The organism is Streptococcus sanguinis (assembly GCF_020729725.1).
GTDB lineage: Bacteria > Bacillota > Bacilli > Lactobacillales > Streptococcaceae > Streptococcus > Streptococcus sanguinis_V.
This window is the reverse complement of sequence record NZ_JAJEPA010000012.1, coordinates 216,868-234,969: the sequence shown is the minus strand read 5'-3', so window position 1 is coordinate 234,969 and position 18,102 is coordinate 216,868. Positions and strand designations below refer to the sequence as shown.

At 43.9% G+C, this 18,102-nt stretch carries 17 protein-coding genes; 10 read left to right on the top strand and 7 right to left on the bottom strand.

Annotated elements, in window-relative coordinates:
- The first annotated feature begins 5 nt into the window (after positions 1-5).
- The 5 genes from K4I03_RS06515 (at position 6) to K4I03_RS06495 (ending at position 5,009) form a co-directional block, all read left to right on the top strand.
- Positions 6-1,784, top strand: coding sequence for a serine hydrolase domain-containing protein (locus tag K4I03_RS06515; protein WP_227964100.1), 1,779 nt, complete (start codon positions 6-8; stop codon positions 1,782-1,784).
- A gap of 16 nt (positions 1,785-1,800) precedes the next feature.
- Positions 1,801-2,466 (top strand): HXXEE domain-containing protein, encoded by a 666-nt coding sequence (locus K4I03_RS06510; protein ID WP_002926720.1) that lies wholly within the window; start codon positions 1,801-1,803, stop codon positions 2,464-2,466.
- A gap of 393 nt (positions 2,467-2,859) precedes the next feature.
- Positions 2,860-3,459, top strand: a complete 600-nt coding sequence (locus K4I03_RS06505) for a TetR/AcrR family transcriptional regulator (protein WP_002926722.1) — start codon at positions 2,860-2,862, stop codon at positions 3,457-3,459.
- Positions 3,456-4,019 carry a hypothetical protein gene (locus tag K4I03_RS06500; protein WP_227964098.1) on the top strand — a complete coding sequence of 188 codons (564 nt, stop codon included), beginning with the start codon at positions 3,456-3,458 and terminating at the stop codon, positions 4,017-4,019. Before K4I03_RS06505 ends, K4I03_RS06500 begins: the two co-directional genes overlap by 4 nt.
- Before the next feature lie 42 nt (positions 4,020-4,061).
- A complete protein-coding gene (locus K4I03_RS06495) occupies positions 4,062-5,009 on the top strand; it encodes an alpha/beta fold hydrolase (protein ID WP_227964096.1) in 948 nt (315 codons plus the stop codon).
- Between the two features lie 97 nt (positions 5,010-5,106).
- Here the strand turns inward: K4I03_RS06495 and K4I03_RS06490 are convergent, their stop codons facing one another.
- Positions 5,107-6,546 carry a 6-phospho-beta-glucosidase gene (locus K4I03_RS06490; RefSeq protein WP_227964095.1) on the bottom strand — a complete coding sequence of 480 codons (1,440 nt, stop codon included), beginning with the start codon at positions 6,544-6,546 and terminating at the stop codon, positions 5,107-5,109.
- A 229-nt stretch (positions 6,547-6,775) separates the two neighbouring features.
- On the bottom strand, positions 6,776-8,011 hold the full coding sequence (locus K4I03_RS06485; RefSeq protein WP_227964093.1) for a DUF3592 domain-containing protein: 1,236 nt from the start codon (positions 8,009-8,011) through the stop codon (positions 6,776-6,778).
- Positions 8,012-8,256: 245 nt separating this feature from the next.
- Between K4I03_RS06485 and K4I03_RS06480 the strand changes: the two genes are divergently transcribed.
- From K4I03_RS06480 to K4I03_RS06465, 4 genes are all read left to right on the top strand, one after another.
- The gene (locus K4I03_RS06480) at positions 8,257-8,937 is read left to right on the top strand and encodes an amino acid ABC transporter permease (RefSeq protein WP_002910633.1); all 681 of its coding nucleotides are present in this window, start codon (positions 8,257-8,259) and stop codon (positions 8,935-8,937) included.
- Complete coding sequence (locus K4I03_RS06475; protein WP_002926727.1) at positions 8,897-9,574, top strand: amino acid ABC transporter permease; 678 nt, start codon at positions 8,897-8,899, stop codon at positions 9,572-9,574. The genes K4I03_RS06480 and K4I03_RS06475 overlap by 41 nt, the downstream gene beginning before the upstream one ends.
- A gap of 8 nt (positions 9,575-9,582) precedes the next feature.
- The gene (locus K4I03_RS06470; protein WP_227964092.1) at positions 9,583-10,332 is read left to right on the top strand and encodes an amino acid ABC transporter ATP-binding protein; all 750 of its coding nucleotides are present in this window, start codon (positions 9,583-9,585) and stop codon (positions 10,330-10,332) included.
- An 89-nt stretch (positions 10,333-10,421) separates the two neighbouring features.
- Positions 10,422-11,297 carry a cysteine ABC transporter substrate-binding protein gene (locus tag K4I03_RS06465; RefSeq protein ID WP_227964091.1) on the top strand — a complete coding sequence of 292 codons (876 nt, stop codon included), beginning with the start codon at positions 10,422-10,424 and terminating at the stop codon, positions 11,295-11,297.
- 136 nt (positions 11,298-11,433) lie between these two features.
- Here the strand turns inward: K4I03_RS06465 and K4I03_RS06460 are convergent, their stop codons facing one another.
- From K4I03_RS06460 to K4I03_RS06440, 5 genes are all read right to left on the bottom strand, one after another.
- The gene (locus K4I03_RS06460) at positions 11,434-11,781 is read right to left on the bottom strand and encodes a VOC family protein (protein ID WP_227964089.1); all 348 of its coding nucleotides are present in this window, start codon (positions 11,779-11,781) and stop codon (positions 11,434-11,436) included.
- 154 nt (positions 11,782-11,935) lie between these two features.
- Positions 11,936-13,711: a pyruvate oxidase gene (gene spxB / locus K4I03_RS06455; RefSeq protein ID WP_227964088.1), complete on the bottom strand. Its 1,776-nt coding sequence runs from the start codon at positions 13,709-13,711 to the stop codon at positions 11,936-11,938.
- 313 nt (positions 13,712-14,024) lie between these two features.
- Positions 14,025-14,657, bottom strand: a complete 633-nt coding sequence (locus K4I03_RS06450; RefSeq protein WP_227964087.1) for an SGNH/GDSL hydrolase family protein — start codon at positions 14,655-14,657, stop codon at positions 14,025-14,027.
- Positions 14,657-15,514 carry a Cof-type HAD-IIB family hydrolase gene (locus K4I03_RS06445; protein ID WP_227964085.1) on the bottom strand — a complete coding sequence of 286 codons (858 nt, stop codon included), beginning with the start codon at positions 15,512-15,514 and terminating at the stop codon, positions 14,657-14,659. The genes K4I03_RS06450 and K4I03_RS06445 overlap by 1 nt, the downstream gene beginning before the upstream one ends.
- The gene (locus tag K4I03_RS06440) at positions 15,492-17,186 is read right to left on the bottom strand and encodes a MutS-related protein (protein ID WP_227964084.1); all 1,695 of its coding nucleotides are present in this window, start codon (positions 17,184-17,186) and stop codon (positions 15,492-15,494) included. The genes K4I03_RS06445 and K4I03_RS06440 overlap by 23 nt, the downstream gene beginning before the upstream one ends.
- Positions 17,187-17,365: 179 nt before the next feature.
- Between K4I03_RS06440 and K4I03_RS06435 the strand changes: the two genes are divergently transcribed.
- Positions 17,366-18,007, top strand: coding sequence for a GntR family transcriptional regulator (locus K4I03_RS06435; protein WP_227964083.1), 642 nt, complete (start codon positions 17,366-17,368; stop codon positions 18,005-18,007).
- Positions 18,008-18,102: the final 95 nt, after the last annotated feature.

The following is an 18,102-nucleotide window of genomic DNA, read 5'->3' as shown; positions in this document are numbered from 1 at the left end:
CAGCTATGAAAAAAACATTTTCCCTAATCCTTTTAACTTTTCTGACTATAGGACTCTTTCGGCCAATTACCGCACTGGCTGAAGAACAGAAACTCCCATCTGGTATTGACCGCAACCAAGTTGGGCAAAAAATTGAAGACTATGTCAAGGAGCATGAAAAGACGACTGCCGCTATGGAAACGGCAGTATTTGACAAGGATAGCACCATTTACCAAGGCAACTTCGGTTATATGGATAAAGAAAAAGGCATCAAAGCTGACAACAGCAGCGTCTTTGATTGGGGCTCTGTGACCAAGCTGACCGTCTGGATAGCCGTCATGCAGCTCTGGGAACAAGGAAAGATTGACCTAGAGGAAGATATCAAGACCTACCTGCCAGAGAATTTTCTTAAAAATCTGCACTTCGACAAAGCTATCACGATGCTGGATCTCATGAATCATCAGACGGGATTTGATGAATCTCTGTCTTACACAAAAGGTGATAAAAATATAGAGGAAAATCTACGCATGCTCCAGCCTGTCCAGTCCTTTGAACCTGGAACAGTAACCTCTTATTCCAACTATGGTGCTGGACTCGCTTCTCTGATTGTCGAGCGGATTTCCGGTCAGACCTTTGCTGACTATACCCACGAGCATATCTTCCAGCCGCTTGGCATGGACAAGACAGCTCTCCTACCGGACTTATCTGATAATCCCTATGTTCAGAAAAAACGTCAAGAATCTAAGGCCTATGATACAAAGGGAAATTCACTAGGGACAGCTTTTTATGAATATGGTCTCTACTCAATTGGCCAAGCAGCCGGTACCTTGGAGGATTTACAGAAATTTGCTCAGGCTCTGCTGGGGCGCAAGGTTCTCTTTGAACGTCCAGAAACTTGGAATACCCTCTACAATCCCACTTCGACTTATCCAGGTACAGACATTGCTCGCAATGCCCACGGTTTTTGGATCAATGAATACGGAGTCAGCATCATTGGCCACGGCGGCAATACTGATGGTTTCAGCTCTCGTCTCATGCTAGACTTGGAAAGTGGCATCGGCTACATAGTCATGACCAATCAAAGCATGGAAGAGAATTACAACTACCAAATGCCTGAACTGGTTTTCGGAAAACGTAAAACAGCTGACGAAGATACCCAAAAGCAGTTTACACCAGGCTACTACCGTTCTCCACGTACCTTTCTCCATGGCCCCTTATCCTTTCTTAGACTCATGATGCCCTCAATAGAGAAGATTGACAATCCTGCTCAGAACCGAATCTTGAGTACCAATTTTTGGACCATCTATGAGAGCAAGGGAAAGATTACAATTCCCGTCGCTGTGGTGGACTATGAGAAAATCTCTGCTTTTGACTTCTATAAGGACTATATCATCTTAGGATTAGGCATCCTTGGAATTGTCTATAGTTTTGGAACGCTCATCATCAGCCTTTTATTAGGAGTTTATCGCTTGATTTCCCGAAAAACGGTTGAGCCCACAGACCGCACTTGGAAGGTCTGGAATCTGCTGACTTCTCTTGGTATTCTGGCTGTTCCCCTAAACCTGCTAATGATTATGATACCTTTGATGTCAGATGACCTAGATTCTCTAGCTCCCTGGCGCTACATGCTCTTTGCTGCCTTGGGACTCCTACTAACCGCTGCGGCTCTGCTGCCGCTCTTCAGAAAATCCAGAGAAAAGATCAGCAAAGGTCGCCTCTTCCTGACGGCAATGACCAGTCTATCTGCTTTGGCAGTGGTCGCTAACATCCTTTACTGGTCTCTTTACCAGTGGTGGGTGCTTTGATAAATGAGGTATTCTTATGTCCAAACTGATTTCTGTTTGGTTAAAAATCTGGATTCCCATTCTCTTTGCTATGGGAATCGGTATTCTCTTATATCTTATCACAAATTGGACCACACTAGATGCTGGAAGCAGATTTGTAGCTATAATCTATGTCATGCTCCCTTTGCACTGTCTAGAGGAATGGAGATTTCCTGGCGGTTTTCATTATAACTACAACATGCTTCGGCGCTCTCAACAGCCCGATTGCTATCCTATGAATCAATTTTCTGATATGCTGACTATCATGTTAGCTGAATTAATTGGTATTGTCTGTCTTTTCTACGGTGTCAATCAGATCATTGTCATCTGGAATCTTATCTTTTGCTTTTTTGAAATGATTGGCCACCTGATTTTTGGGTTCAGTATGTACCGACGTTTTCGAACAGTAGGAAAAAGAACCATTTATAACCCAGGTTTTGCGACAGCGGTTGTCTTTACGCTTCATGCTCTCTACTATGTTCTGAGCCAGTATCCTACAAATCTCCCCGGTTTGCCAATAATCATTTTAGCCATTATCAGTGGAACAGTTCTTGTAAGTAGTGTCGTTCTTATCCCTGAGCAACTGTTCAAATCAAAAGAGACTCCTTATCCTTTTGATAGCAACCGTTATTATGAAAAATATATCGCAAGAAAAAATAACTGAGTTCCCTTCCCTATTTCATAATCTTCTTCAAAAATTCTATGAGAAGTCAAATGCATAACTAATCGACTAATACTCACCAAAAATCGAAAAGTGGCCTAGTTCTATTCTGCTATTTTAAGTTTGGCCTTGCGGCCAACCAGACATATCTAATGTTTGTTAGCTGTTATTTCCAACTCTATCGCGACAGAAACAATATAGATACACCTGACAAGTCTATCTGCTTTGGCAGTGGTGGGGGCTCTAAGGCAAATTTTATATATCAGTCCCTCTGGCTTTCTATTTTTTGACCACTAAATTGTATTTAGTTTTTTCTTGATTTTTTATATTTTATTTATTACAATATGAACAAGTTCATAAAATGAACGTATTCATATTTTGAAAAGGGATTTAAAAATGAAAGTAAGTAAAAAAGAGAAGAATCGTCAAGCTATTTTAGAAGTGGCAGGGGAGTTGTTTCTCTCTAAGGGCTTTGGAGCAGTTTCTATGCGAGAGATTGCAGAAGTCTGTGATATAGCTACTGGAACTCTATATAATTATTTTAAAAGCAAGGGGCAAATTTTTATTGAAATAGTTCTCCAGAAGCAGTTTAAATTGACTACAAAATTTGACGAAAATGCTGAGACTTATACAGAGCTTGTGGCAAGTATTAAAAAGCAGATTATATCTGATGTTGGAACTATAACTGAAGTTGAGAAGTCCGACTGGCAGAGCGTTTTTCAAATCCTCACCTCTGATGCTGATTCCAGTCAATATTTGAGCAATTTGCTGTATCTTGACAGCCAATATCTTCAATCAATTAAGACTTACTTGGAAAGCAAGGCCCATCTACTGCCAGAAAACTACCCAATTGACCTCCTGCTGGAAATACTTTATAACAGTTTAGGGCTTTTGGTAATCCGATATCTTTATACGGATATGCCACCATCACTTTTAATGGAAAAAGGATTGGAACAGATAGAATTTATCATGGGGCAGGGAGGAATAAAATATTGAGAGATATTTGCACACCTAAGTTTTTACAGGAACTATTTGGACGGAAAACTAGCCTAATAACCATAGCTATAACGATGACCTTCTCTTTTCTGGTAACTGGATTACTCTGGCGCCTTTCCTTGCCAGATCAGAATTGGCCATTGTGGCAAATCATAACTTTTTGCCTCTTATCTGTAGATATCAGCGGCGGAGTGATTGCTAATTTATCTCAAGGGACTAATCATTATTATCAGGAGTCTGTAAAACGACGATGTATTTTCCTCCTGATTCATATTCAGCCCTTACTTCTAGCTCTACTTTTTAATCAATCTTTACTAACCTGTACTATGGTCTGGCTTGGTGCAATGATAGGCGCTCTGTTTGTAAGCGAGCTACTGAAAGATTGCAGGGAGCAAGCATTAACTGGTGCTTCTATGGCGGGGTTGGGTTGCATTCTTCTTATTAGTTACAGTAAATTGCCAATCAGTATGACAGCTCTTTTATCACTTCACCTGATTAAACTTCTATTCGCTTTTAGTGTAAATCACCATACGACCGCTTGGAGTAAAGATTATAAATAAAAGTATGCGAGTCTAAAATATGATGAACAGAAAGGAATCCCTATGTTGAAAAGAATCTTTATATTTATCCTTAAAACAATCACTTGGCTGGTAGGAATCTTAGCTCTGGCCTTATTGGCTATCTTTCTCTATAACCGCTTTCAAATAGCTCAGGAAAGCAAGCTCATTGAGAAGCCGATTGGTCAGCTAGTCGAGGTAGAGGGTAAGAAGCTCAATGTCTACACTGCTGGCAAGGGCAAGAAGACCTTAGTTTTTCTAGCAGGACTGGGCACCAATGCTCCGGTTCTGGATTTCAAAGCTCTTTATTCCAAGCTGGAGGATGATTATCGTATCGTCGTGGTAGAACGTCTGGGCTATGGTTACAGCGATGATGGAAACGATGACCGCTCATTGGATAGACAAGTGGAGCAGACACGTAAGGCCCTCAAAGCTGCTAAGATATCCGGTCCTTATGTTTTGGTTCCGCATTCGATTGCCGGTTTAGAAACGATTCACTGGGCCAATCATTACCCAGAAGAAATAGAAGCTATTATCGGGCTGGATATGACCATGCCTCATACGGAGGTGTCCGACCAGCAGAAATTTTATGGTTCTTATCAGACTATCCAGATGGGGAGAATGCTAGGCTTGGCTCGCCTGCCGATTTTCTTTGATGAAAATAGCAGCCCAGCCATAAAGTCTGGGGCTCTCAATGATCAGGAAAAAGCTGTCTTTAAAGCCTTGTTCCACCAGCGGTCAATCACCCAGGCGGTCATGAACGAAGTCAAGAATCGGAAGAAAAATGTTGAAACAATTAACAAAGAACCCGTGCCCCAGATTCCAACTCTTATCTTTGCGGCTGTCCAGAAAGGCGGAGAAACTCCTAAGTTGGAAGAAGAGTTTGTAGCGCAGAATGCCCAAGCCAAACTTGTGACATTAGAAAGCTCCCACTATATCCATGACGAAAAGCCAAAGGAAATTGCCCAGCAAATAAAAGAATTCTTGAAATAATGAATCTTGAAAAGTATTTAAAATTCAGTTAGACTAAAATTCCTATAAAACATACATCCTTGAAAAAGGCTGAGACATTCATATCTCAGCCTTTTTTCTATTTCACAGATGCTCCGTTAGTCGCGATGACTTCCTTGTACCAGTCAAAGGATTTCTTCTTAGAACGTTTGAATGTTCCCTTACCTTCATTGTCCCGGTCCACATAAATAAAGCCATAGCGCTTCTTCATCTCGCCAGTACCGGCTGATACTAGGTCGATACAGCCCCAGGTCGTGTAGCCCCACAGCACCACGCCGTCCTCATTGATGGCTTCTCGCATAGCCTTTACATGGGCTGCCAGATAGTCAATCCGGTAATCATCAGCCACATAGCCATTTTCATCCGGAGTATCCACTGCGCCCAGACCATTTTCCACGATAAACATGGGCTTTTGATAGCGATCCCAGATGGTATTTAACGTAATGCGCAAGCCCAGAGGATCAATCTGCCAGCCCCACTCAGAAGCTTCCAAATAAGGGTTCTTGAGAGAAGCAAAGATATTGCCCTCGGTCAGCTCATTAACCTTAGGATCGCCTGAAGCCACTCGGCTAGAGTAGTATGAGAAGGAAATGAAGTCCACCGTATGCTCCTTGAGCAGCTGCAGATCTTCTTCTGTCATTTCGACAGTGATGCCCTCGCGCTCCCAAGCTTTCTTGGCATAGTTGGGATATTCACCACGCGCCTGCACATCAATGAAGAAATAGTTTTTCCTGTCTTCCTCCATACCAGCCCATACATCGCGTGGATGACAGGTGTTAGGATAATTTTGACCCGCCGCCAGCATACAGCCGACCTTATTTTCCGGATCAATCTCATGAGCCAGCTTGGTGGCAATGGCTGAGGTGACTAGCTCATGATGGGCCGCTTGATACTTGACCTGTTCTTCATTTTCGCCTTCTTCAAAGCAGAGCCCCGCCCCCATAAATGGTGCATGGAGAATCATGTTAATTTCATTGAAGGTCAGCCAGTATTTGACCAAGCCCTTGTAGCGGGTAAAGAGAGTACGGCAGAGACGCTCGTAAAATTCCAGCATCTTACGGTTCCGCCAACCACCATATTGCTCAATCAAGTGCATGGGACAGTCAAAGTGAGTAATGGTCACCAAGGGCTCAATACCGTACTTGTGGCATTCCTTAAAGAGGTCTTCGTAAAATTTCAGGCCAGCTTCATTGGGCTCCAGCTCATCCCCCTTAGGGAAAATCCTGCTCCAAGCAATGGACAGCCGATAGGTCTTAAAACCCATCTCAGCAAAGAGGGCAATGTCCTCCTTGAAGCGATGGTACATATCAATGGCTTCCTTGGCTGGGTAGAAATAGCCATCCTCAAAGTCAAACATCTTTTTCTTACCCGTGATGATGGCCAGACGATCCTCACCAATCGGCACCACATCTACATTGGCCAGCCCGCGACTATCCGCATCATAAGCGCCCTCGCACTGGTTGGCAGCTGTCGCTCCGCCCCACAAAAAACCATCAGGAAAAGTCAGTTTTTCAGTCATCTTTTTGCCTCCTTATCAATTAAACGTTTTTCTTATATTATAATAAACAATCAGCAAATAAACTTCTAACATCCTACGGAAAATTGATACTATTCCAAGTTCTATGGTGTCTGTGAGGTTCGGCATTCCCAATATTCTTCAACTCATGTGGATCCACCTCAAAGGAGGTCAAGACGGTAGAACGTCTAGTTGCTGGTCAATGATGAGAGAGGTGGCATTAGGAGGGGGATCAACTAATCTGTATTTGATTTGTAATAGCATAGATATCATTGTCATCTATCAGGAACTGGCTATCATCATGAGGATCCACATAGACTGGGATAGGTCTAGGATTCTGGCTGTAAGAGATAAAATGATGTTCTCTTAAGGGAAGGCAAATGCTGGTTTGATAGGGCACTTGGTTAATATCAAATTCAAGCCAAATCTCATGCAACGGATTATACTCTCTAAACTGTTCAGCGGGGATAACATCGATAATATAGCCGTCATAGACATGTCCTAGTCTTCTGGCTTGAGCGAGGCTAGCCTTCTTTATCCAAGCAGCAATCATTAGAGAGAGAATCTTGCCGACTAGCAATAGACTAAAGCCAGGCAAGAAGACTATATAAAAGAAATGACGGTTTTCACTAGAAGCACTCTGATAGGGATACTCAGGATTATAGGCAATAGGGATTTGACTTTGAATTTTGGGTTTTGTAAATCTACCGAGAACAGAATAGCCTTCATAAGCCACGCCGTCTACTTGATATTGGTAGATGCTATTATAAAGACTTAGTCCTCTTCCTCCTCTACTTCCTCCGGTTTCATACACATCATAGTCAATGACTTGAGCGGATGTAGTTTTCCAACCATAAAATACGGCTTTGAATTGCCCTGTTGCAGTGATACAGATATAAGTGAGGGCTATCATAATCAGGCTTAGGTAGACTAAAGATACAATGGGATTCTCTTTACGAACTGTTCCCTCAACAATACTGATCCTTTTTGCAGCCTTAGGTTGCGACTTTGGCTCCTGTAGAGGATTAAAGGCCTGATAGAGGGAGCCGGCAGCAAATGCCATAAATAATAAGAATCCCAGCAATGGCATGAGTACAAGGACAGGGATGGGGATGTCATTCTTATATTGGCTCTGCTCAGGCGACTTGGGATTATAGAGAATGCTAATGGTTTGCCCAGACTTAGGCACTTCATATTGATAGATGTCTGAAATCCCCTGGTAGGTTTGGCCATCAACAATGTAGTGATAAATAGGGTAGTAAGCGGGCGTAGAGCGATTTTCCGGACTGGTCGTAAAATCGCTCACCTCAGCCGTTATGGTCTTCCACCCCTGAAATCGACTCTTATACCAATTAGTGGACGAGACATCTTTCAGCATCATGAACAGAAACGACAGCCCCACGAAACAGCTGAATAAAGCAAAGAGTAGTTTGTATAATTTGTTTGAAATAGTATTGTCTTTTGTCATATTATCCTATTATACCATAGGTCAGGGATTTTTAGCCTTTTTATACTCATCCAAAATCAAAGCGCAATTTTTTATAACCACCTTGGTTTAATCGAGCTCATAGCTGAAATAACAAACCCCCAATCTGGCATTTCTCTTCAGACCAGTGATAGATTTTCCTTATCAGTGCGATAAAAAATACATATTACTAAAGGTCTGTTATCTATGCTAAACTAGGAACATCAAGTGTTTAAGGAGTGAGAGCCGTGAACTGGGACGTCGTCAGTGATTACTATCCCCTCTATCAAGAGGCCTTTCTTTTAACCATGTTCATCGCCTTTTGGGGGATTTTGGGATCAATTGCTGTCGGATTCTTAGTCAGTCTGATTCGCTTTTACAAGATTCCAGTTTTGAAGCCGCTAGCAACCGCCTATATCGAGTTTTCCCGCAATACGCCACTGTTGCTGCAGCTTTTCTTTCTCTACTTTGGCTTGCCTCGTGTTGGACTCGTTCTATCCTCTGAGGCTTGTGCGACGATTGGGCTAATCTTTCTGGGCGGTTCCTACATGGCTGAGTCTTTCCGAAGCGGCCTAGAAGCAGTCAGCCAAACGCAGAGGGAAGTCGGACTCTCTATCGGCCTACGACCAGTACAAGTCTTCTACTATGTCATCCTGCCTCAGGCTGCAGCTATTGCCTTGCCTTCCTTTAGTGCCAATGTCATCTTTTTAATCAAGGAAACCTCAGTATTTTCAGCTGTTGCCTTGGCAGACCTAATGTTTGTAGCTAAGGACTTGATTGGCCTTTACTACGAGACAGACACAGCTCTGCTCATGTTGGTCATTGCTTATCTGATTATTTTGCTGCCAATTTCACTTGGCTTTAGCTGGATAGAAAGGAGGCTGCGGCGTGCAGGATTCGGGCATTCAAGTTCTCTTTCAGGGGAATAATTTCTTACGTATCTTACAGGGGCTGGGCGTTACCATTGGTATTTCTATCCTCTCGGTCATCATCTCCCTTATCTTGGGAACTATTTTTGGCATCATCATGACCTCGCACTCAAAAGTCGTGCGCTTTCTGTCCAGAGCCTATCTAGAGTTTATCCGCGTCATGCCCCAGCTGGTTCTGCTCTTTCTGGTTTACTTTGGCCTAGCCAGAAATTTCGACATCAATATCTCTGGTGAGCTTTCAGCCATTATCGTCTTCTCTCTTTGGGGAACGGCGGAGATGGGGGACTTGGTACGGGGTGCCATTACTTCCCTGCCCAAGCATCAGTTTGAGAGCGGTCAGGCATTGGGACTGTCGCAGCGCCAGCTCTATATCTATATTATCATCCCGCAGGTACTGCGACGGCTTTTGCCGCAGGCGATTAATCTAATCACGCGGATGATTAAGACAACCTCACTCATCGTCCTTATCGGAGTCATTGAGGTCGTCAAGGTCGGCCAGCAGATTATTGACAGCAATCGTCTGTCTATCCCTTCTGCTGCTTTTTGGATTTATGGCTGCATTCTGCTGCTTTACTTCGCAGTCTGCTTTCCTATTTCTAAGCTGTCCTCTTATTTGGAAACCATCTGGAAGGAGTAACGGACACCATGTCGGAAATCATTTTAGAATTACGGGACATTCGCAAGTCTTTCGGTAGCAATGCCATCCTTAAAGGCCTGTCTCTCTCTGTCCAAAAAGGAGAGGTCGTGGTCATCCTAGGATCATCTGGCTGCGGCAAGTCGACCCTTCTTCGCTGTATCAACGGCCTTGAAAGCATCCAGTCTGGCGATATTTTACTGGATGGTCAGTCCATCCTCAGCCAGAAAAAGGACTTCCATCTCGTTCGTCAGAAGATTGGCATGGTCTTTCAAAGCTATGAGCTCTTCCCCCATCTGGATGTCCTGCAAAATCTGATTCTTGCTCCCATAAAGGCTCAGGGGCGCAAGAAGGACGAGGTCATTAAGGAAGCTGAAAGTCTGCTGGAGCGGGTCGGCCTGGCGGATAAAAAGCACAGTTTTGCTCGCCAACTGTCTGGCGGCCAAAAGCAGCGGGTGGCAATCGTCCGTTCGCTCCTCATGCACCCAGAAATTATCCTTTTTGATGAAGTAACTGCTTCGCTGGATCCCGAGATGGTCCGCGAAGTGCTAGAGCTCATTAATGACCTGGCTGAGGAAGGCCGGACCATGCTGATTGTGACCCATGAAATGCAGTTCGCCCGCGCCATTGCTGATCGGATCATCTTCATGGACCAAGGTGGTATCCTCGAAGAAAATACAGCCCAGCAGTTCTTCACCCAACCCAAAACCAAGCGTGCCCAGGAATTTCTCAATGTCTTTGACTTCAGTCATCTAGGCTGACAGTTATGCCTATCCCCACCACTGATGTTGCTGCTTTTTCGCGGTTCTGTGCTTTCTTCACATTCCCATATCTTATAAAGGAGTCTCTTATGAAATTATCTAAAACAATCTTTGCTTTAACAACCCTAACTCTGGCTTTCTTCCTTGTCGCTTGTGGCAGTTCCAGCAAGAAAGATGCTGGTAACAAAGACGCAGCTTCCAGCAAAACAGTCAAGGCCCGCAGTCTGGAGGAAATTAAAAAGAGCGGTAAGCTCCGCATTGCGGTTTTCAGCGATAAGAAACCGTTCGGCTATGTAGATAACAAGGGCAAATATCAAGGCTATGACATTTATCTGGGCGACCAGCTAGCCAAAGATTTGGGTGTTAAGCCAGAGTATGTGCCTGTAGATGCTGCCAATCGGGCTGAATACTTAATCTCCAACAAGGTCGATATTACCCTAGCCAACTTCACTGTCACAGATGAGCGGAAAAAACAAGTCGACTTCGCCCTGCCCTATATGAAAGTATCTCTCGGAGTCGTATCACCAAAGGGCTCAGTTATCACCAAGCCTGAGCAGTTGGAGGGTAAGACCCTAATCATCACCAAGGGAACCACGGCTGAAACCTACTTTGAAAAGAACTACCCGAATATCAAGCTGCAAAAGTATGATCAGTACAGCGATGCTTACCAAGCCCTGCTGGACGGCCGCGGCGACGCCTTTTCTACGGACAATACTGAAGTCCTAGCCTGGGCACTGGAAAACAAAGGCTTTGAAGTCGGCATCACTTCGCTAGGTGATCCAGATACCATTGCCCCAGCTGTGCAGAAAGGCAATACCGAGCTGCTCAACTACATCAACGACGAAATCAAGAAACTCGGCAAAGAAAACTTCTTCCACAAGGCCTATGAAGAAACTCTCCACCCAACATACGGCGAAGCTGCTAAGGCTGACGACCTAGTTGTTGAAGGCGGGAAAGTTAAATAAACCTGCTGATATAAAGCAAGAAGTTGGACAAAAACTCAATTTCTAGCCGAAATATAAGAACAGTTTACATAAAAACGCATAAAATCAACACTTTTGTAATCAGTTGATTTTATGCGTTTTTTCTATTTAAACAGACCTATTTCATTCGATAAAAATCAATCACTAGACCAGCAGGGCCTTTAACTAGTAGCGATTCCGTTCCCCAATCAGTTACAGCTGGGCCGTGTAAAATCTCGGCACCAAGCTCTTTCAATCGTTGGTAATTCTGGTCTACATCCTCAACCTCGATGTGAAGAATGATTCCTGACTGAAAATCTCCCAAAGGTATCAAATGATTTTGGGACAACATGAGACAATGACTGCCAATCGTGAACTGAGCAAAACCATCATCAACATAATCGGCTTTTTTATCAAAAATACGCTCCAAGTCAGCACAGACTTGAGGAACATCTGAAACGATAATATCTAATTGATTTAAATTCATTTGTTATCCTCCATAAAAAGACCGGATTGCTCCGATCTTTTCAAGTTCCGCTCTAAGAAAATCAAGTTAGAAACAAGACATCGAACCGCAGGCAGTACTGGAGTACGGCAAGGTGAAGATGACACAGTTTACATTTGATTTTCGACGAGAAGAATTATTTAATTGCGCGTGATTGCAATCCTTCTTCTTCCAAGAAGAGGCGGAATGGTACGAGTTCTTCTGCTTCGTATTTTTCCTTGAAGGCTTTGATTGCTTCTTCTGAGTGAAGTTTTGGATCCAATTCAAGTACTTCTACTGGAAGTGGACGGTGTTGAGTAATGCGAGCATCGATAACAACAGTTTTACCTTCTTTGTTGAGTTTAACAGCCTCTGCAACGACTGCGTCGATGTCTTCGATACGGTCAACTGTAAATCCAACAGCTCCTTGAGCTTCAGCGATTTTCGCGTAGTCCGCGTTAGGGAAGTCACAACCAAACAAGTGTTTGTTTGTATCTTCGTATTTGTCCTTGATGAAGGCATATTTACCATTTGAGAAGACAAGGTTGATAACTGGAAGGTCGTATTGAACGTTTGTGATCACGTCTGGGTAGCACATGTTGAATGCACCGTCACCCATGATGTTCCATACTTGGCGATCTGGATTGTCTTTCTTAGCAGCGATACCACCAGGAAGGGCAATACCCATTGTCGCAAAGAGTGGAGATGTACGCCACATGTTCTTAGGTGTCATGTGAAGGTGACGAGTAGATGTTTGAGTAGTGTCACCTACGTCGATTGAGTAGATAGCGTCTTGATCAGCGTATTTGTTCACTGCGTTGTATACTTGGTACAATTGCAACTCACCCTCAGTTTTACCTTCGAGTTTGTTCATGTAATCGCGCCAGTTTTGGTTGTTCTTCACATTCGCACGCCACCATGGAGTAGATTCAACTGGGTTTACTTTGTCAAGAATCGCTTTAGCTGCTTGACCTGCATCTCCAAGGATTGAAGCGTCAAGGGCATGACGTTTACCAAGTTTGTAAGGGTCAATATCCACTTGGATGAATTTTTCAGTGTTCTTAAATGCTTCGTAAACTTCAGCAAATGGGAAGTTTGAGCCAAGGAAAAGAACTGTGTCTGCTTCAAAGACCACTTCGTTGGCTGGTTTCCAACCAACACGGTAAGCAGAACCTGTCAAACCTTCATAGTTCCATTCGAAAGCTTCAAAGTTTTTACCAGTTGTGATGATTGGTGCTTTGATTTTACGTGACAATTCAGTAATCACTTCACCAGCTTTAACACCACCAAATCCAGCATAGATAACTGGGCGCTCAGCCTTGTTCAAGATTTCAACCGCTTTGTCGATTTCAGTTTCGTTCAAGGCAGGAGCGATGAATGAGCGTTCGTATGAACCTGAACCATAGTATGAGTTTTCGTCGATTTCTTGGAAACCGAAGTTTACTGGGATTTCAACAACGGCTGGACCTTTTTTAGAAACAGCAGCACGGCAAGCTTCGTCAATCACTTTTGGCAATTGCTCAGCGTAAGCTACACGTTTGTTGTATACAGCGATACCGTTGTACATTGGATTTTGGTTAAGCTCTTGGAAGGCATCCATGTTGAGTTCGTTAACTGGACGTGATCCAAGGATAGCAAGGAATGGAGTGTTATCCATAGCTGCATCGTAAACACCGTTAATCAAGTGAGTCGCACCTGGACCACCTGAACCAACTGCAACCCCGATTGAGCCGCCGAATTTAGCTTGCATCACCGCAGCAAGAGCACCTGTTTCTTCGTGGCGAACTTGCAAGAAGCGGATATCCTTGTCTTCAGCCAAAGCATCCATAAGTGAGCTGAGTGTTCCTGATGGGATACCGTAGATGGTATCTACGCCCCATGTCTTCAATACGTTGAGCATTGCTGCTGATGCAGTAATTTTTCCTTGAGTCATAATAATAACTCCCCTTCAATAAAATAAATTTTCAGTTGTTGAAAACATTTCCATTTGTGAATGAAAACGCTTCAAGCAACTTTACTCTATCAATTTATCATGTTTTTTAGCTCTTGTATAAGAATATGCTCAAAGATGATATAGAACTATTACATAACACAAAGCCCTAAATTTTTTCACAAAGTCCAATGTGTTTTATAATAATTTTCATAATCCCTTTGAAATCAAGCATCATTCACAGAAAACTTTTGTAAGTTTAGGAAAATAAACAAGCTCTGTTCTGGAAAAACAGAGCTGTATTTTTTTGAAGAAACTACAAATATTCCTGCAAAGCCTTGGACAGGGCTCCATAGCCAGAAATGGTCAGATGGAGGCCGTCAGTTGTGTAGTCCGATCGTAGCTGGCCTTCCTCGTCCAGAAAAGCATCGTGTAAATCGATAAACTGGACATTCATGTAGGCGCTAGCCAGCTGACGATAGGACTGATTGAGGGACTGAATCTTTTCATTGCTGCGGACATAGACCGTGCTCTTGTAGGCTGGAGCTTCATTGACCGGCAGGACAGACAGCAACTGAATCTGAGCCAGAGGATAATCACGAGAAATCTCCTGAATAACGGCTTCCAAATTGGCCAGCGTTTCTGTCTGAGGCATCTCCTTGCCAATATCGTTGGTACCTATCAGGATAAAGACCTTATCCAAAGCCTGCCCAAAGAGATGGGCATTCAGATTTTCTAAAAGCAAATCAGTCTTATAACCCCGAATGCCGCGGTTGACCAGTCTTTTATCCGTCTGTAAGAGTTCATGGAGCGGATAGTATTCTACAATGGAGTCTCCGATAAAGATGATGTCTGGCTCCTTGACGGAGAGTTGATTGAGTTCTCTGTAGTTTTGCTGCAATTTTGCCTGCTCCTTGAGAAGCCATTCTTCTAGTAATTGTACTGCCATTATCCTTTTTCCTCTTCTAAGTATTGCTCAAGCACATGTAGAACACCGGCTTCTGTATTGGCTGGCGCTAGGTAATCTGCCACCCCTTTGACCCGCTCATCGCCATTCTCCATAGCGTAAGAAATACCAGCTAATTCAAGCATTTCTATATCATTTTCACTATCGCCAAAAGCCATGATTTCCGAGCTTTGAATCTGCCACTTAGCCATCAGTTGCTGCAAGCCCCAAGCCTTGTGCATCCCATCTTGGAGGATGTCAATGGCTCCATAACCACTAGCAACCGCGCTCAATCGGCCTGCAAAATGCTGATTAATCAGACGAGCATGCTCTGCTGCTGCAGCCTCTTCTACCATCATACTCATTTTCAAGACCTTGTCAAAGGGATAATCCTGAAGGCTAGGCACAAAATTCATCCGCTTATAGAAAAGCTGGGCCATTTCCTTAGTCATAACCTTTTCGATCAAGGGAAATTCTGTCCCTTCCTGGACAAAGCCGCCTCTTTCAGAAGTCACAACCAGCTGAAGCTCCTTTTCACGCCCGGCAAAGTAAGCCAGCGCATCCCTAATCAATCCATGTTCCCAGAAGCTGCTCATGCTTAGCCGATTTCCTTCAAAAATCCTCGCTCCGTTGGCGACTACCAAGGTCATGCGTTCTACCAAATCTCCCAATAGCAGGCGCATTCGTGGAATTTCATTGCCAGTAGCTACCACAAAGCGAATGTCTCTCTTCTCCAGCTCATCTAAAATAGTTGTCAAACGCGGCAAATCCAGCTGTCCCTGTCCGTCTAGCAAGGTTCCATCCATGTCTGTCGCTATCATCTTTACAGTCATCTTTTTATCCATTTCTATCTTTATCATCCAATTTGGATTGCCTCTTTCCCAGCAAGTTCCAAGAACCGCTGGATTCATAGGCTGTGATTATCTCCCTAGCTGTATCCGTAATCTCTTCTGGATAGTTCAGGCTCTCTAGTGTATTAACCGCATTCTTGGTCAAAGCGCTGCCTTGCTTAATTTTATAGTCAAAGACAATCTCTCCTGCTATATATTGACTGTCAAAGTGATATTGAGCATTGAGCTGACCAGAGGCTGCTACCAACTCCACATCATGGCTCGAAATCATATAAAGACAGGGCTTCTGAGCAAGCCAATCAATGATTGCCAGCCCTGCACCAATCCGCTCAACAGTATTGGTTCCCTTAAAAAGCTCATCAATGAAAAAGTAGTGCAAGCCCTCTTCTTTCAAGGAATCTATCATGCGCTCAATAGCCCGACTCTCAGTGATAAAGTAACTATCCCCAGAGCCGATGTCATCGGTCACATCCATTGAGCTCAAGACATGACCATGCTGCAAGGTCAAGCTCTCGGCGCAAGCAAAGCCTAACCCCTGAGCCAAGATAGCATTGATAGCTGCTATTCTCAGGTAAGTCGATTTTCCAGAAGCATTATCGCCACTAATCATCATATTCTTAGAAAAGTCCAAATCATTGCTGACAGGTCGCTCTAAGAGTGGGTGATAGAGACCCTTGCCCTTCATACCAGCTGAGCTTGTAAAGCTAGGTTTCGTATAAATTGGCAAGCTTTCCTTGTAGTTAAGTACAGCAATCGCTGCCTCTAAGCGACTTAGAATCTCCAGCACTTGCCTAGCCTGTTGATTGGCCTTGACCAGACGATTGGAGATATAGGCCTGAGCCAACTGAGGTATCAGCAAGACGGAGTTGATATAGAGATAGAAAATCTCCAACTCAGAGGCACCCGACTGGGGCCGAAAGACTTCTCCAAAAAGCCGTGTTCGGCTAAAAGAAGCCACCGCTTCTTTCAGAGCAGCTTGCTGGGGCAAGGGCAGGCGGGCGATCTTTTCACCAATATAGAAGATCCGTACCAGATAGCCCATGCTATCCAACTTCATCTCGAGAGACCAGCGCGTGGCCATGGAGTAAACGATATTAAAGGCCATGCTGATGATGGGAACTATATATCCCAGACTAGGATTGATAAAATAGAGTAAAGGGGAAACTAGCGGAATCCCAGCCAAGAACAGGTAAAAACTTCCCTTGTGATTCGCCTGAGCTTGTTTATAGATCAGCTTCTTAGCTTGATTGTGATTTTTCTTGCCAAGCTCAGAAAAAAGCAGCTGCAGCTGAATGCGCACCTCTGGATGTTGGGCTAAATATGCCTGCAAATCATCAAATTCCTGATCTGCCTCGAAATGCAACAGGCGGAGTTTGCTGTAAAGGTACTCTGAACCTAGACTGGATTGGGATGCTGTATCAATATCCTGAAAAATACCAAAAAAGTCCAAATCTCCCCAAGTCTGGTCGTCCACCAGACTATCATAGGTTCCAGCTTCTTCGTCTAACAAAAAAGACTCATATAGACTGGACTCACTGTCTGGCCGGCAATCCACCCGCTCACGACTTCCCCAAGCAGCAGCTAAACGCTTCTTAAAGCGAAGCTTTCTCCGAATAGCAGAGGCTATGACAAACACTAGCACCGCCAAAAAGCCCAGTAATACCACGATAAATTGTGACATAAATATCCTCACCCCTTCCAGAAAACCTCTGACTTTTAGACATATTATACTACTTAAAAAAGTAAAAAGAAAGGCAAGAAGAGGCGGATAAGACGGTCGATTTTACAAAGGCCACTTTTCAATCTTCCAGTTTTATATTATAATCATAGCTATATTTCTGTTGTAAATTGGAGGTCCTCATGAGCAAAAAAGAAGTCGCATTCCCACGCTACCAGCAGATTGCCGTCGCCATTGCCGAGCGAATCGTTGACGGCAAATATCCCATCGGAAGCAAGATCTATGCCCGCTCTACCCTAGCCAGCAACTTCAATGTCTCACCTGAGACAGCCCGCAAGGCTATTAATGTGCTGGTAGACCTGGAAATCATGGAAGTCCGTCATGGCAGTGGAGCCTTCATCTCCTCCAAGGAAAAAGCTCAGCAGTTTCTCGAGACCTATAAAGATGTCAACTCTCTGCAGGACCTCAAAAGCAAGCTCCACCAGAGCATCCAACGCCAAGAGGAAGAATTTGCTAACTTTTCCCAGCTGCTTAACCAGCTTCTCAGCCGAACTAAAGATGTCCAGCAGCGCTTCCCATTCAATCCCTACGAGCTCCAGCTCTCAACAGACGCCATCAACCTAGGAAAATCTATCACTGAGCTCAATATTTGGCACTCAACTGGCGCTACCATTGTCGCAGTCCAGCAGGGAGACCAACTCCTAGTCTCGCCTGGTCCTTATACCAAGCTGGAAGCCGGCAATACCATCTACTTTGTTGGCAACGAATTATCAGTCGGTTTGATGCATAATTTATTTTTTAATGAAATTGAAACAAACAAGTGAAACAGCACTTGTTTTTTTCTTTGTCAAAAAACAGAATAGACAGGCGAATCCGCTGTCTGACAAGGTTTTTATGACTTTCGGAAATATTCCAGAAA

What these genes read in the sequence shown, in the direction of transcription:
- K4I03_RS06460 (WP_227964089.1), bottom strand. Translation starts at nt 11,781, where the DNA reads ATGAATTTAAATCAATTAGATATTATCGTTTCAGATGTTCCTCAAGTC.
- K4I03_RS06495 (WP_227964096.1), top strand. Translation starts at nt 4,062, where the DNA reads ATGTTGAAAAGAATCTTTATATTTATCCTTAAAACAATCACTTGGCTG.
- spxB (WP_227964088.1), bottom strand. Translation starts at nt 13,711, where the DNA reads ATGACTCAAGGAAAAATTACTGCATCAGCAGCAATGCTCAACGTATTG.
- K4I03_RS06505 (WP_002926722.1), top strand. Translation starts at nt 2,860, where the DNA reads ATGAAAGTAAGTAAAAAAGAGAAGAATCGTCAAGCTATTTTAGAAGTG.
- K4I03_RS06510 (WP_002926720.1), top strand. Translation starts at nt 1,801, where the DNA reads ATGTCCAAACTGATTTCTGTTTGGTTAAAAATCTGGATTCCCATTCTC.
- K4I03_RS06490 (WP_227964095.1), bottom strand. Translation starts at nt 6,546, where the DNA reads ATGACTGAAAAACTGACTTTTCCTGATGGTTTTTTGTGGGGCGGAGCG.
- K4I03_RS06465 (WP_227964091.1), top strand. Translation starts at nt 10,422, where the DNA reads ATGAAATTATCTAAAACAATCTTTGCTTTAACAACCCTAACTCTGGCT.
- K4I03_RS06515 (WP_227964100.1), top strand. Translation starts at nt 6, where the DNA reads ATGAAAAAAACATTTTCCCTAATCCTTTTAACTTTTCTGACTATAGGA.
- K4I03_RS06445 (WP_227964085.1), bottom strand. Translation starts at nt 15,514, where the DNA reads ATGATAAAGATAGAAATGGATAAAAAGATGACTGTAAAGATGATAGCG.
- K4I03_RS06440 (WP_227964084.1), bottom strand. Translation starts at nt 17,186, where the DNA reads ATGTCACAATTTATCGTGGTATTACTGGGCTTTTTGGCGGTGCTAGTG.
- K4I03_RS06450 (WP_227964087.1), bottom strand. Translation starts at nt 14,657, where the DNA reads ATGGCAGTACAATTACTAGAAGAATGGCTTCTCAAGGAGCAGGCAAAA.
- K4I03_RS06485 (WP_227964093.1), bottom strand. Translation starts at nt 8,011, where the DNA reads ATGACAAAAGACAATACTATTTCAAACAAATTATACAAACTACTCTTT.
- K4I03_RS06470 (WP_227964092.1), top strand. Translation starts at nt 9,583, where the DNA reads ATGTCGGAAATCATTTTAGAATTACGGGACATTCGCAAGTCTTTCGGT.
- K4I03_RS06435 (WP_227964083.1), top strand. Translation starts at nt 17,366, where the DNA reads ATGAGCAAAAAAGAAGTCGCATTCCCACGCTACCAGCAGATTGCCGTC.